11 protein-coding genes are annotated in these 14222 nt (G+C 68.4%); 8 read left to right on the forward strand and 3 right to left on the reverse strand.

What is annotated here, in order from left to right; all coding sequences use genetic code 11:
- Positions 1–7 precede the first annotated feature (7 nt).
- The 3 genes from prsR to OF850_RS04135 form a co-directional block, all read right to left on the reverse strand.
- The gene (gene prsR / locus OF850_RS04125) at positions 8–1384 is read right to left on the reverse strand and encodes a PEP-CTERM-box response regulator transcription factor (protein ID WP_301588536.1); all 1377 of its coding nucleotides are present in this window, start codon (positions 1382–1384) and stop codon (positions 8–10) included.
- Positions 1381–3330: an ATP-binding protein gene (locus OF850_RS04130; protein ID WP_301588538.1), complete on the reverse strand. Its 1950-nt coding sequence runs from the start codon at positions 3328–3330 to the stop codon at positions 1381–1383. The genes prsR and OF850_RS04130 overlap by 4 nt, the downstream gene beginning before the upstream one ends.
- Before the next feature lie 61 nt (positions 3331–3391).
- On the reverse strand, positions 3392–4720 hold the full coding sequence (locus OF850_RS04135; RefSeq protein WP_301588539.1) for an exopolysaccharide biosynthesis polyprenyl glycosylphosphotransferase: 1329 nt from the start codon (positions 4718–4720) through the stop codon (positions 3392–3394).
- A 313-nt stretch (positions 4721–5033) separates the two neighbouring features.
- Here OF850_RS04135 and OF850_RS04140 point away from each other — a divergent pair, with 313 nt between their 5' ends.
- The 8 genes from OF850_RS04140 (at position 5034) to OF850_RS04175 (ending at position 14219) form a co-directional block, all read left to right on the forward strand.
- The gene (locus OF850_RS04140; RefSeq protein ID WP_301588540.1) at positions 5034–5678 is read left to right on the forward strand and encodes an XrtA/PEP-CTERM system exopolysaccharide export protein; all 645 of its coding nucleotides are present in this window, start codon (positions 5034–5036) and stop codon (positions 5676–5678) included.
- The gene (locus OF850_RS04145) at positions 5678–7180 is read left to right on the forward strand and encodes an XrtA system polysaccharide chain length determinant (protein ID WP_301588541.1); all 1503 of its coding nucleotides are present in this window, start codon (positions 5678–5680) and stop codon (positions 7178–7180) included. Before OF850_RS04140 ends, OF850_RS04145 begins: the two co-directional genes overlap by 1 nt.
- Positions 7177–8085 (forward strand): P-loop NTPase family protein, encoded by a 909-nt coding sequence (locus tag OF850_RS04150; RefSeq protein ID WP_301588542.1) that lies wholly within the window; start codon positions 7177–7179, stop codon positions 8083–8085. The genes OF850_RS04145 and OF850_RS04150 overlap by 4 nt, the downstream gene beginning before the upstream one ends.
- A gap of 244 nt (positions 8086–8329) precedes the next feature.
- Positions 8330–9856, forward strand: a complete 1527-nt coding sequence (locus OF850_RS04155) for a TIGR03016 family PEP-CTERM system-associated outer membrane protein (protein WP_301588543.1) — start codon at positions 8330–8332, stop codon at positions 9854–9856.
- 52 nt (positions 9857–9908) lie between these two features.
- On the forward strand, positions 9909–11090 hold the full coding sequence (locus OF850_RS04160; protein WP_301588545.1) for an ExeA family protein: 1182 nt from the start codon (positions 9909–9911) through the stop codon (positions 11088–11090).
- Complete coding sequence (locus OF850_RS04165; RefSeq protein WP_301588548.1) at positions 11087–11959, forward strand: XrtA system polysaccharide deacetylase; 873 nt, start codon at positions 11087–11089, stop codon at positions 11957–11959. The genes OF850_RS04160 and OF850_RS04165 overlap by 4 nt, the downstream gene beginning before the upstream one ends.
- Positions 11956–12999 (forward strand): FemAB family XrtA/PEP-CTERM system-associated protein, encoded by a 1044-nt coding sequence (locus OF850_RS04170; RefSeq protein ID WP_301588550.1) that lies wholly within the window; start codon positions 11956–11958, stop codon positions 12997–12999. Before OF850_RS04165 ends, OF850_RS04170 begins: the two co-directional genes overlap by 4 nt.
- Complete coding sequence (locus OF850_RS04175) at positions 12999–14219, forward strand: TIGR03087 family PEP-CTERM/XrtA system glycosyltransferase (RefSeq protein ID WP_301588552.1); 1221 nt, start codon at positions 12999–13001, stop codon at positions 14217–14219. Before OF850_RS04170 ends, OF850_RS04175 begins: the two co-directional genes overlap by 1 nt.
- Positions 14220–14222 lie beyond the last annotated feature (3 nt).

The following is a 14222-nucleotide window of genomic DNA, read 5'->3' on the forward strand; positions in this document are numbered from 1 at the left end:
CAGGCTCCTAATCCGCTTCCGCGCGGGAGCGCGGCACGGGGATTCCATGGGCGGCCAGAAGGCCATAAAGGGTCGGCCGGCTGACGCCGAGCAGGCGCGCGGCTTCCGAAAGAGAGTTCCCTGACCGAGACAGGGCGCGCTCGATCGCCTCGCGCTCGGCCCGGCCGCGCGCCGCGCGCAGATCCAGCGCATCGTCGGGCGGGGCGTCGGGGGCCGTCAATTCCAGATCCGCGGCGGTGACGAGCGTCCCGTCGGCCATCAGCGAAGCCCGGCGCACGCGGTTTTCAAGCTCCCGCACGTTGCCGGGCCAGCGATGCGCCGCCATCGCCTCGGTCGCCGAAGCATCGAAGCCACGCACTTTCAACCCATGCTCCTTGCTGAATCGGGCCAGGAAATGGCGGGCCAGGAGGAGGGCGTCGCCTGCGCGATCCCGCAGGGGCGGGATGCGGACGGGCACGCCGTTCAAGCGGTGCAGCAGGTCGCCCCGGAAGCCGCCATTCTCCGACTCCGCTTCGAGGTCGCGATTGGTGGCCGACACGATGCGGACATCGACGCGGATGGGGGAACGGCCGCCGATTCGCTCCACCACCTGCTCCTGCAGAACGCGCAGGAGCTTGGCCTGAAGCGAAACGGGCATCTCACCGATCTCGTCCAGGAAGAGCGTTCCGCCATTCGCCTGCTCGAACCGGCCCTGCACCTGCTTCACCGCGCCGGTGAAGGCGCCGCGCTCATGGCCGAACAACTCGGCCTCCAGCAGATTCTCCGGGATCGCGGCGCAGTTGATGGCGACGAAGGGCTTCTTCGCGCGCTGCCCCATGGTGTGCAGGGCACGCGCCAGCGCCTCCTTGCCCGTGCCGCTCTCGCCGAGCAGCAGGACGGGGACGGAGACGGAGGCGAGGCGCTCGACCAGGCGGCATGCCTTCAGCATGCCCTCGTCGGCGGTAATGATCCCCTCGATGGGCGACGGGCGGGGGGTGGAGGCGAGGCGCCGGTTCTCCTCCTCTAGTGCCCGCAGGCGCAGGGCGCGGTCCAGGATGGCCTGCAGCACCGCCGGATCCACCGGCTTCTCATGGAAGTCGTAGGCACCAAGGGCGACGGCGCGCAGGGCGTTGGCGCGCTGGCCCTGGCCGGTCGCCACCACGACCGGCAGGTCGGCCCATTCGCGCTTGATCGTCTCCAGCGTCGCGAAGCCTTCGGCCACGCCCTCGGCATCGGGCGGCAGGCCGAGATCGAGCAGCACCACGTCCGGCGTGTCACGTCTCACGGCGGCGAGGGCTTGGGTGCGATCCCCGGCCAGCGAAACCTTCAGCGCGGGAAACGCCCAGCGGTACTGGGCGGCGAGGCCCGGATCGTCCTCCACCACGAGGAGCTTGGGCTTGCTCATGCCGCCTCCACGGCCCGCGCCAGGGGCAGGGTGATGCGAATCTGAGTCCCCTCGCCCAGCTGACTCTCCGCCGTCAGTTCACCGCCAGCCTCGCGCACCAGTTCACGCGCCTGCCAAGCGCCGATGCCGCTGCCCTTCGGCTTGGTCGTGGCAAGGGGACGGAACAGCCCATCCCGCAGAAACGCCTCGCTCATGCCCTCTCCCTCATCGGCAATCACAATCTCCAACATGTCTCCAACGCATTGGAAGGCCATTTGGATGACCTTCTCGGCATGAGAAGCTTCTGCGGCGTTTCGAAGCAGGTGAGTGAGAACCGTCGAGAATGCCTCCTCGGCCATCGGCACGGGCGGAAACCGGCCTTCCGCCTTGATTTCGACAGGGTGGCCAAGCCCACGCGCCACCGCCTCCGCCACACCGAGCGGGTCGCCGGTCCCGGCCGCCTCCCCAGCCGCCTCGTCCCGCCTGAGCCGCGCGATCAGGGCGTCGATCCGCCGCGCCGCGCCGCGCACCGTCAGGAGCATGTCGTGCTGGAACTCTGGATCCTCCATATGGGCCTCGGCATTAGCCAGCACCATGGAAAGCTGCGAGGAAACCGTCTTCACGTCATGGGCGACGAAGGCAAAGCGCCGAGCATAGTCGGCGACGCGCCTCCCCTCGGCCAGCCGCTCCGCGGCGCGGCGCTCGGCCAGGAACATCGCGACCTCGCGCCCCAGCGTGACGAGCAATTCTGCCAGCTCCTCCTCTAGCGGGTGCGGGGCACGCGGCGGGGCGAGCAGGACGGCTCCAAGCAGACCCTCGGCGTGGTGCATGAGCGGAACAGCAACCCAAAGCGGGCCAGGCTGCGGAAAGGCCACCACCTCACCTGCCGAGAGCCGCGCGAGGACGGGATCCCCCTCTTCGAGCCGGTCCGGCCCTTCGGACTGGTTCCAATCGGCCGCACGCAGCAGGAGGCCGGGCGCCGATTCGCGCAGAAGCAGCGTCCCCGCCGGGACGTCCACCGGATCGGCGATGGCGCGGATCGCGCGGGTATTGGGTGCCGCTGCGCTGCCGGGCCCTGACAGGGTCGCCACGGCGCGTAGCCATTCACGGCGGTAATCGTATCGCGCCGCAAGGAAGTGTCGGGCGACCCAGCGATGGATGCGCGACCGTACCGAGCGGGCGGAAAGCAGTACAACAAGGGACAGCGCGGCACCGGCCAGGAGAGCCACCTGGGCTGCCCCGCCCCATTCTCGGTCCATGCTCTGCAGGATGCTTCCGACCGCCCCCGCCCCCAGCAGGAAGGCCCCTGCGACCAGCAACGTGGCACCGTGAAAGGCGACCTCATGCGACGGGGTAGCGCGGGACCAGCGCCGGTCGCGCCGCGCCGCCAAAACCAGCAGCGGCAAGGCGAGCGCCGTGAGCAGCGCCCGAGCTGCAACGAGGCGCGCATCGACCCCACCGGCAAGCGCGGCGATGCAGTAGATCATGACATCAAAGGCGCCGAGGCCACCCAGGGCGATGGCAGGGGGCCAGAGGTGCCAGCCGGCCGCCTCGCCGCTGTTGCGCGCGAGGTTCTCGGCGATGAGGACCAGCAGCAGGGCCAGGGCAAGGCGCGTATGCGGCGCCAATTCGCCCAGTATGGGCAAAAATGGAAGTGCCGCGGCCAGCGCCGCTGACAGGATCAGCAGGAGGGCGACGGTGAAGCCGCGAAACACCTTCCCGCCACCAAGGCGCCAATGCAGCAGGAGAAGCACGCCCCCCCAAACACCCGAGCGCAGCACCTCCAGCAACCCCGCGGAGCCTCCGAGCGGATTGACGGGGTCGAGCACGACGGCGCCTGCCCAAGCCGCGGCGGCGATGCCAGCTGCGAAAGGCGGCCAGACATGACGACCCCGTCCCGCAACCAGGGCACCCAGCGCCACTGCGACGCCAGCCAGCGCCGCGATGGCGTGCAGCGTGGCGATCACGGCACGAAGGGGGCTTTCGCCCCCTTCCGGTACGCCCCCGTACTGCCCCCCCGAAGCATGGTTACCTCGACCCCTCCTGGAACAGCACCACGCGCACCGTCGAGATGATGATGAGCAGGTCCAGGAACAGCGAGCGCCGCTTCACATAATAAAGGTCGAAGGCCAGCTTCCGCCGGGCATCCTCCACGGAGGCGCCATAGGGGTAGTTCACTTGAGCCCAGCCGGTGATCCCAGGCTTCACCACGTGGCGGGCCTCGTAGTGCGGGATCTGACGCGCCAGGTCCTCCACGAAGCCGGGGCGCTCCGGCCGCGGGCCCACGAAGGCCATGTGGCCGAGCAGGACGTTGAACACCTGCGGGATCTCGTCGATGCGGGTCAGGCGAAGGAAGCGGCCTGTGCGGGTCACCCAGGCGTCGCCCTTCTGCGCCCAGATCGGCGCGCCCGCGACCTCGGCGTCCTGGCGCATAGAGCGGAACTTGAAGAGGGTGAACGTACGCCCGTCCCGACCCACGCGGTCCTGCCGGTAGAAGACCGGGCCGGGGCTATCGAGCTTGATCGCGATCGCGGTCAGGATCAGGATCGGCAGCGTGAAGAGCAGCAGGGCGAGGCTCAACGTCACGTCCAGTGCGCGGCGCACCCCGGCTTCCAGAACCCCCTCCTGCCGTTGATCGAGGCCGGCGAGCCAGCCCGTCGGCAGGGAGGCGATGTCAACCTCGGCCGAGCAGCACTCCAGCCACTCCGCCTCGCTCATCACCCGCACATTCGCCGCAGCGAGGCGAACACGGGTGGTGACGGCCAACTCGCCGGGATCACGCACCACCACGGTGGAGGCGCGCAGGGAGCGCAGGCGCTCGGGCGCCAGCTCGGCATCGAGGGAGGCGCCAGCATGCAGCACCGTCGCCACCTCGGGCGGCAGGCGCTGGGGCATCGGCGTCGGATCGGAGCCCACCAGCACCACGCGGCCGTTCAGCATCCCTCGCCGGGCGGCCGCCGCGAAAAGCAGCCGGGAGGACACGACCGCTGCCACAAAGGCCCCGACGAAGCCGGCCTGGGCCAACATCGGCAAGGCGGCGCCCGAAGCGGCGCTCATCTCGGGGAAAAGGAACTCGCCCACCACGACGAAGGCGATGCCAGCCAGGACAGCCGAGGCCGCGACGCGGTTGGCCCGAAGCCAGCAGCGCGGCGAGTAAAGCCCCGTCGCGCCACCGGCCAGACTAGCGCAGGCTGTGAACAAGGCTGCAATGGAAAGGAGCTGGAGGTGGCTGAGTGCCGCACCCTCTGGAATACCCCAGAGGAGAATCAGGTAGAAGGCTCCCAATGAGGCAGCAGCCTCAAGGGCGAACAGGGACAACAGCGACGAGGGGATGCTGTGCCCGAACAGGTTGGTCATGAGCGCTCTCCGGCAGACGGGCTTCTGGGGGGGGGGGTCCCGGTCGGTTTGACGCCTGGACAATACAGTACCCATGGCCGTGGTTGCCAACGATTGCTAGGATTTTGGCAAGCTTTAAAAATTTGTGCGTTCAAGGCAATAGAAAACATTCTTTATGATATGTTTGGGGAAGTTTAATGATAAACGTCCAATAAAGCAACATTATCATAATGTCAGGCTTTGGTTTTGAGATTACGCCTTTTAGCAACCTTCGAGCGGGCGCAGAGTTGCGCATGGCAGGGTGCCTAACGCACCCATGATCGGGAGAACCGGGATGGAGAGGCAAAACAGCATGCGAGGTGCACTGCTGCGCGGCATGGCGCTCGCCGCGCTTCTGGGCGTTGTTGCGTGTGCGGAACGGCCTGCGCCGCAGTTCTTGGCGCGCGAAGGCGCGCCCGCGCAGGATAGCGAGAACTATCAGATCGGCCCTGGCGATACGCTCGGGATCTTCGTCTACCGCGCCCCGGATCTCTCGGTGGAGATTCCCGTGCGGCCCGACGGGCGCATCTCCATCCCCCTTGCCCCCGACGTGCCGGCCGCCGGCAAGACGCCCAGTCAGCTGGCGCGCGACCTCGAGCAGCGCCTTGCTCGTTACGTCCGCGAGCCGAACGTGACGGTGATGGTGCGCCAGTTCTTTGGTCCGCCGGCACGGATGGTGCGCGTGGTTGGCGAGGCGGCCGAGCCGGTTGCCATTCCTTATCGCGACGGCATGACCGTCCTAGACGTGATGATCGCTACGCGTGGCCTGACCCGCTTTGCAGCAGGCAACCGGGCAGAACTGGTGCGCCGCGATCCTGTCTCCGGTGCCGCGCGTGTGGAACGCGTCCGGCTGAATGACTTGCTCAGGAACGGGGACATGACGCAGGACGTCCCGCTGCGCCCGGGGGACACCCTCATCATTCCGCAGAGCTGGTTCTGATGTCGCCCGTTGCAGATCTTCGGCGTTATGCCGCCGCCGCCTGGAAGCGGCGTTGGCCGGCCCTGCTCGTCGCTTGGGTCGTTGCCATCCTCGGCTGGATCGGAGTGGCTTCCCTGCCTGATCGCTACGAGAGCAGCGCGCGCATCTACGCTGATGCCGACGCCATCCTCGGCCAAACGCTGCGCGGCATCGCCGTGGATGGCGCGACGGCTGCGCAGGTGGAAACGCTGCAAAGAACCCTGCTCGCCCGACCGAACCTTGAGCGCGTGATCGCACGGACGGACTTGGGGCTGCGCGTCAACAGCGAACGCGAACGCGAAGGAATGGTGGCCAGTCTGGCCACGAGCATCCGCATCACGCCGCAGGCCCGGAACCTGTTCCGCGTGGAATACACGGATAGCGATCCCACTATCGCACGTGCCGTCGTGCAGACCGTGCTGGACCTCTTCATGGAGCGTGTGTCGGGCAACGACCGCGAGCAGATGCAGAATGCGCGCACCTTCGTGAACCAGCAGGTCGCGACCTACGAGGCGCAGCTGCGTGAGGCGGAGCGGCGCCGTGCCGAGTTCCGTTCGCGCTACGTCGATCTGATCCCCAACGAAACGACCGGTGGCGCTTCACGGTTCGAAGCGGCGCGCCAGCGCCTGAACGAACTGCGTGGCGAGCTGCAGGACACGGAGATGCGGCGCGACATCATCCGCCGCCAGGTGGAGCAGACGCCCCGCACCCTGCCGGCCGACGTGCTGGCGCGTGGCGGCGGCAATGCCGGCCCGCTCGCTGCGGCGGAGGCCGAGCTGCGCCAGCTGCTGACCCGCTACACCGACCAGCATCCGGCCATCGCCATGCAGCGCTCCATCGTTGCAGATCTGCGACGGACCGGTGGAGGGGCCGGGGGCAGTGTCCGGGGCGAGCCCCGCTCGAACCCGGCCTTCGAGTCGCTGCAAACCCGCCTCGTGGACGCGGAAGGCGACATCGCATCGCTGCGCCGGCGCATCACCGCCGAGACTCAGGAAGTTGAGCGCCTGGAATCCCTTGCGCGCGGGGCACCGCAGCTCCTCGCTCAGCTCACCGACCTCGATCGTGACTATGGCATCCTGCGGCGCTCCTACGAGGAACTGCTGCAGCGGCGCGAGTCCCTGCAGATCGCGGGGGCGGCCCGCACGGGTGCGGACCAGGTGCGCCTCGACATCATCGAGCCGCCGTCCCAGCCCGTCGCGCCGACCGGGCCAAACCGCCCGCTCTTCGCCGCGGGCGCGCTCGTGGCCGCGCTGGGCGCGGGTGCGGCGGTTGCCGTGCTGCTGAGCCTCCTGGACAGCAGCATCTACAGCCTGCGTGAGCTGCGTGATCTTGGCCTCCCCGTCCTGGGTGCTGTTTCGCCTGCACGGCCGAAGCGTCGCCTCCTGCCTGCGGCGGTCTTTGCGGGAGCGCTGTCCTTGCTTTTCGTCTGCTTCCTGGGTGTCGCGGCGGGCGGCGCCGACATCCTTCGAAAGGTGCTCGCATGACCGAACCTCCCCGCCGGCACCTCGCCGAGCGCGCGATGCAGGCCCTGGGCGGCCTGAACGTGCCAGCCCCTGCCCCGGTCTCGGGCGCCCCGCCCAGGGCAGACCAGCAGGCGCTTCCCGATGCGCTGCGCGCAGGGGCCGGGGTGATGGATGTGCCCCGGCCGCAGGAGGCGCGTCCTGGTTTACCGCCGGGCGGGGCGCCGACCTCCCCGCCGATTCCCCTGGTTCGGCTGCACGCGGCCGGGATGATCGCGCACGCCCACGCCAGAAACAGGCTTTTCGAAGAGATTGCAGTAGTGCAAGATCAGGTGGTCCGAACGGTGCATGCCACTGCGGCCACGGGGGGGCGCCATCCGCGCCTGGTGGCGGTGACGAGCACCCTTCCGGGCGAGGGGAAGACATTCATGGCCTTGAACATCGCCGCCGCGATGGCCGCCGCACGGGCCCAGCCCGTGATGCTGTTGGACGCGGACGGAAAGAGTGGCTCGCTTTCAGAGCTGCTCGACTGCAAGGACCGGCCCGGCATTGCCGAGTTGGCCGCGAATCCGGATCGACCGGTCGGACCCAATGTGGTGCCGACCGAGCGCGACCGGCTTTTCGTGCTGCCCTTCGGTCAGGGGCGCCCTTCGGGTGCCGCCATCGCCTCTGCGGCACTGCGTGTGGCCGAAACTCACCCCCGCCATATCGTCATCCTCGACCTTCCCCCTGCCCTTTCGACCAGCGAGGCGAGTGCGCTTGCTCCCGTCGTTGGCCAGGTTGTGATGGTGGTGGAGGCGGAGCGGACGCAGCGCGGCCAGATCGAGGCGGCGCTCGATCTCCTGGATGGTTGCCCCACCGTCCAGCTCGTTCTAAATCGCGCCCGTCCGGGCGACGAACGTTTTGGGGCCTATGGTTACGACGGCTAAGCCAGCATCCCGCTTCAGTCGGGGGCTTGCGGCGGCGGCGCTGGTTGCGCTGCCGGCCGCGAATGTGCATGCGCAGGATTTTGACAACGCGCTCACGGTCGCACCGGAGTTCCTTTCGGGATTGGAGACCCCCGGGGCGGTCGGCCTTCCGCCGCGCGCGGCACCGACGGGCCCCTTCGGCTCCAGCCCTGCCCCGCGAGGCCCGGTGGACACGGGCGTCGCAGCGACGGAGCGGCCCGGTGACATGGCCGTTCGCCTGAGCCCGTTCTTCAGCGACTCGTTCGGAGCGTCGCAGCCGACCGCCCAGCTTCCGGGCGGGCGATCCTGGGTCGTCACGCCCTTCGTCAATGCCAGCACCATCTTCACGGATAACAGCTACACGAACCGAGCCTCGGGCAAGCAAGGCGAGGTGATCGCCACGGTCACGCCGGGCATCTCGGTCGCTGCCGAGTCGGCGCGCATCCGCGGCCGTGCCTTTTATTCTCCGACCTTCCTTGGCTACCTGGAACAGCGCGAGCAGAGCCGGATCGACCACCGCTTCCTCGGCGACGCGACGATCCAGCTCGTCCCAGGATCGGTCTTTCTCGACCTGAGGGCGAGCGCGTTCGTTTCGCCAATCGCCAGTGGCTTCACGAGCAACGACACGGCCACCCTGCCTCGTCGCGGCGTGGCACAGACCTACAACTTCTCGGTCTCGCCTTATTTCATTCACCGCTTCGGGACACGGGCCGCGGTGACGGGTGGCTACGTCTTCCAGTACGTCGAGCGACAGGGCGCAGCGGCGTCGATCCGGCCGGATGGCGTCCCCTTCTACCGTCCTGGCAACTTGATCTCGAACTCGGTCTTCGGCGCGGTTCGGACGGGCGAGGATTTCGGTCGCTTCGCTGCGGAGTTCCGCGTTCGTGGCGCGACCTTCGAGGGTGCCGGCTCTCTCGATGGCGCGCATCGCGCCTCCGCCATCCTTGAGACGCGCTACGCGCTGCGCCGCAACCTCTATGCCATCGTCGAGGGCGGCTACGAGTCGATCCACTACAAATCCGCGCCCCGCATCCGGATCGACGAGCCCGTCTGGGGCGTCGGCGTGCGTTGGGATCCGAGCCCAAACAGCATGATCATCGCGCGGTACCGGCGCCGCGAAGGAGTGAACTCTCCTGTCCTGGAGGCACGGCTCGCGCTCACCGCGCGGACCACGATGTTCCTGCGGTACGACGACGGTCTTGCCACGCCGTTGCAGCGCAATGCCGACCTCCTGCAGACGATCACCGTGGACGAGAACGGCCTGCCGGTGGACCGATTCAGCGGCGCTCCCCAGCCCGATCTCGGCGGTTCCGCGGTGCTGGGCCTGCAAAGCGGCGTGTTCCGCATCCGCCGTGCCCAAGCCACCATTGCGCACCGTCGTGACCGCGACAGCTTCAGCCTCAACTACCGGCACGAGGGCCGCCGTCTCGTCGCGAATGATCCGGGAGTCGTCGCCTTCGGCCAGACGTCGAACTCGTTCAGCCTCACCTACAGCCGCGCGGTGAACCCTCTTACCACCTTCACGGCAATCGCTGGCTATTCCCTATACGAATCACCGGGCTCCCGAGGGCAGAACGGCAGCTGGATGCTGCGCGCTTCATTCCGGCGCATTTTTTCTGACACATTGTCAGGCGCGATCGAATATCAGGTCACCGACCGGCAGACGACGCTGGCGGACTCGAGCGTCCCAATTTCACAAACTCGAAGCGGGCTGCGGAACGCGATCATAGTTTCCTTGCGCAAGACTTTCTGAACTCCGCAGAATAGACGAAACTCTCCCTCGATTGGGACGTTTCCATAGCGGCATGCTTATCGAACATTACGGGCTTCGCGCCCACCCCTTCCTGATGACGCCCGATGCCCGGCTCTTCTATGCGAGCGCCGGGCACGCAAGGGCCTATGCCCATCTCGCCTATGGGCTTGCCCAGCGAGAGGGCTTCGTGGTCGTGACCGGTGAGGTGGGAGCCGGGAAGACCACGCTGGTCGAGCGGCTCTGCATGGAGCTGGATCCCAACCTTTTTGCGGTGGGGCGCATCGTCACCTCGCAGCTTGAAAGTGAGGATCTGCTGCGGCTCGTCGCGGATTGCTTCGGCGTCCCGATCGAAGGGGGCAAGGCGCAGCTTCTCACCGGCATCACGCGCGCGCTTCGAGCGGGCGGCGAGGCGGGCCGGCGGCATGTGCTGATCGTGGACGAGGCCCAGGCGCTTTCGCATGGTGCGCTGGAGGAGCTTCGCATGCTCTCCAACGTGACCGAGAACGGGCGTGCCTTCCTGCAGACGGTGCTGCTCGGCCAGCCGCAGCTGCGCCAGCTTCTCGCGCGGCCGGACCTGGAGCAGCTGCGCCAGCGCATCCTCGCCTCGTATCATCTCCAGCCCCTCTCCTCCGACGAGACGCAGGCCTATGTCGAGCACCGGCTGCGCGCCGTCGGCTGGCAGGGGCGTCCGGCCTGGGGTGCCGGGACGCTGCAAGCAGTGCACAATCATACGGGCGGCGTGCCGCGTCGGATCAACCGCCTTTGCTCACGCGTGCTCCTCGCCGGGGCGCTCGAGGGGGCGGAGGTGCTGGAGCTGGACCTCGTCGAGTCCACGGCGCAGGAACTGGAAGAGGATCTTGGCGGCAGCTTCGTCCCCGTTCCGGAACCCACCCTGGCACGTGCCGAGGCCGTGCCGCTGCATACGCCCCGCGCCGTCGAACCCCCTTCGGTTCCGCACGCGCTCCCCATGGCGCGGCACGAGGACGCCGCGCCGCCACAGCCCGAGCTTCGCGCCCAGCGCTACGAGGCCGAGCCGCCGCGCCTGACCCGCGAAGCGCAGACCTACGTCCCCGAACAAACGCACCGCGAGCACGCCCACGCCAGCGCCGTCGCCGATCCGCGTATCGCCGCCCTCACCGACCAACTCGACACGCTTACCCGTGTCGCCGCGCGCCAGGAGCGGGTGGTGGACCGCCTCATCAACCTGTTCGCGCGTCGCAGGGCGGGGCGATGAGTTCCCTGAGCGACCGCCGCGCCGCGGTGCGCCCTCGCAATGCGATGAGCGTAGACGTCGAGGATTGGTTCCAGGTTCAGGCCTTCGCCGGGACCCTGTCCCGTGACGCCTGGGAGCAATATGACCGCCGCGTCGAAGCGAGCACGGATCTCGTCCTCGGCCTCTTCGCCGCACACTCGGTTCGCGCGACCTTCTTCACCCTCGGATGGGTCGCCGACCGCCATCCCGCGCTGATCCGCCGCATCGTTGCGGCGGGGCACGAACTCGCCAGCCACGGCTATGGGCACGAACAGGTTTCCGCCATCGGCGAGACCGCGTTCCGTGCCGACATCCGCCGCGCCAAGCAGGCGCTGGAAGATGCGGGCGGCGTCGAGGTGCGTGGCTACCGCGCCCCCACCTTCTCCATCGGCGCCCGAACCCCCTGGGCCCACACGATCCTGGCCGAGGAAGGGCACCGCTATTCCTCCTCGATCTTTCCGGTGCGGCACGACCTTTACGGTGCGCCCGACGCGCCGCGAGGCCCGCATCGCCCTTGCCCCGATGGCGTGATCGAGTTGCCAATGACGACGGTGCGCCTGGGCAACCGCAACCTGCCCTGCGCCGGCGGCGGCTGGTTTCGCCTCCTGCCCTACGGCCCTTTCCGGATGGGGTTGCGCCGCGTGAACGGGCGCGAGGCGCAGCGCGGCATCTTCTACTTCCACCCTTGGGAGGTGGACCCCGGCCAGCCGCGCGTCAGCGGGGCGCCGCGCCTGTCGCGCTTCCGCCACTACACCGGGCTCGCGCGCATGGAAGGTAAGCTGGCACGGCTGCTGGGGGATTTCGCCTGGGGCCGCATGGACGAGGTCTTCGCGGAAGAGATTGCCGGATGAGCATCAAAATTCGGGAGTTGGACGCGGCCAGCGCGCCAGCATGGGACGCGTTCGTCCATTCGCGTCCCGAGGCCAGTTTCTTCCATCTCTCGCCCTGGGCGAAGGTGATCCGCGACAGCTTCGGCCACGTGACCCATTACGCCATGGCCGAGCAAGATGGCGCCGTAGTGGGCGTCCTGCCGCTGGCTCGGATGCGCACGCGCCTGTTCGGCGACACGCTCGCTTCCACGCCTTTCTGCGTCTATGGCGGCACGGTAGCCGCCACGCCTGAGGCGGCAAGGGCGCTGGAGGATCATGCGGTCGCGCTGCGCGACCGGATCGGCTCCCCGGTGCTGGAGTTCCGCAGGCTGGAAACGGCGGATGAGGGCTGGGAGGAGCGGCCTGCCCTTTACTACACCTTCCGCAAGCCCATCGCCGTCTCCGGCGATGACGCGAAGGACATGGAGCGCAACATCCCGCGCAAGCAGCGCGCCGAGGTCCGCAAGGGTTTCAAGCGCGGCCTTTCCTCCACGAGCGATTCGAACGTCGACGCGCTGCACGCCGTCTATGCCGAAAGCGTCCGCAACCTCGGCTCGCCGGTCTTTCCGAAGCGCTACTTCCGCAACCTGACCGAGGCTTTCCCCGACGCGCACGACGTGACGACGGTCTGGCACGAAGGACGCGCCGTCGCGTCCGTCCTGTCCTTCCATTTCCGCGACCAGGTCCTGCCCTATTACGGCGGCGGCACGCGCGAGGCACGGGGGCTCTCGGCCAGCGAGGTGATGTACTGGGAAGTAATGCGACGCGCTGGAAATGAGCGTGGCGCGAAGGTCTTCGATTTCGGCCGCTCCAAATCCGGAACGGGCGCCTTCGACTATAAGAAGAACTGGGGCTTCACGGCGGAACCCCTGCACTACTGCTACCGCCTTGCGCCGGGCGCGCGGATCCCGGACAACAACCCAAACAACCCGAAGTACCGGCTGTTGATCAAGGCCTGGAAGAAGCTGCCCATCTCGGTCGCCAACGCGGTCGGACCCTATCTCGTGCGCGGGCTGGGCTGATGGGGCGGCTTCTCTTCCTTGCGCATCGGATTCCCTTCCCTCCCCAGAAGGGCGAGAAGATCCGCGCCTTCCACATGCTGGCGCACTTGTCGCGCCGCCATGAGGTCGAGCTGGGCTGCCTCGTGGATGACCCGGCGGACATGGCGCATGTGGAGGCGCTGCGCGAATGGTGCTCCCATGTGGAGGCGCACCCGATCCCGCGCGGGCCCGCCGCGGCGCTGCGCGCGCTGCCGCGCTTCCGCCCTGGCCAGCCGCTTTCCCTGGCTTGGTTCCGCCACCCGGCCTTGTCCGCCTGGGTGGAGGAGGGGCTCGAGGCGCGGCGATGGAGCCGGGCGCTCGCCTATTCCTCGGCCGTCGCGCCGCTGCTGATGACGCCGGCCGCCCAGGAAGCGAGAATGCGCCGGGTGCTGGATTTCGTGGACGTCGACTCCGCGAAGTGGCGTGCCTATGCCGCCGAAACCACCGGCCCGATGCGCTGGGTCTATGCGCGCGAAGCCGAAACGCTGCTGCGCTTCGAGCGCCGCGCCGCCCTGGCCTTCGACTGCTCGATCTTCGTGTCGGAGGAGGAAGCGCGTTGCTTCGCCGCCCTGGCACCTGACACGGCGTCCCGGCTGGACCATGTGGATAACGGTGTCGAGCTGGCGCGCTTCGACCCGGAAATCGAGCATCCGGACCCGTATCCCGCCGGCCCGCCCGTGCTGGTCTTCACCGGCACCATGGATTACCGCCCGAACGTGGACGCGGTGACCTGGTTCGCGGAGGAAGCCCTCCCACTGCTGCCCGGGCTGCGCTTCGCCATCGTGGGCGCAAGCCCTGCCCCTTCGGTTCGCGCGCTCGAGCGGATCCCAAATGTGATAGTCACCGGCCCGGTGCCGGATATCCGCCCCTACATCGCCCATGCCACAGCAGCCGTGGCGCCGCTCCGCATCGCGCGCGGCATCCAGAACAAGGTGCTGGAGGCGATGGCTATGGCCAAGCCGATCATCTGCACCCCCCAGGCCTTCGAGGGCGTGCGTGCCTTCGCGGGGCGCGACGCCCTGGTCGCACCCGATGCGGCCGGGATGGCGGCCGCAGTGCGCGAGGTGCTTGACGGCCGCCACCCCGGCCTGGGCGAGGCAGCGCGTGCTGCCGTCCTGGCGGCGCATGACTGGAAGGCCACGCTGCGCCGCCTGGATGCGGTGATGGAAGACCGGGGGCCGCCCCTGGGCCTCGCGGCCTAAGAC

The organism is Sabulicella glaciei (assembly GCF_026183895.1).
GTDB classification, from domain to species: Bacteria; Pseudomonadota; Alphaproteobacteria; order Acetobacterales; family Acetobacteraceae; genus Roseococcus; species Roseococcus glaciei.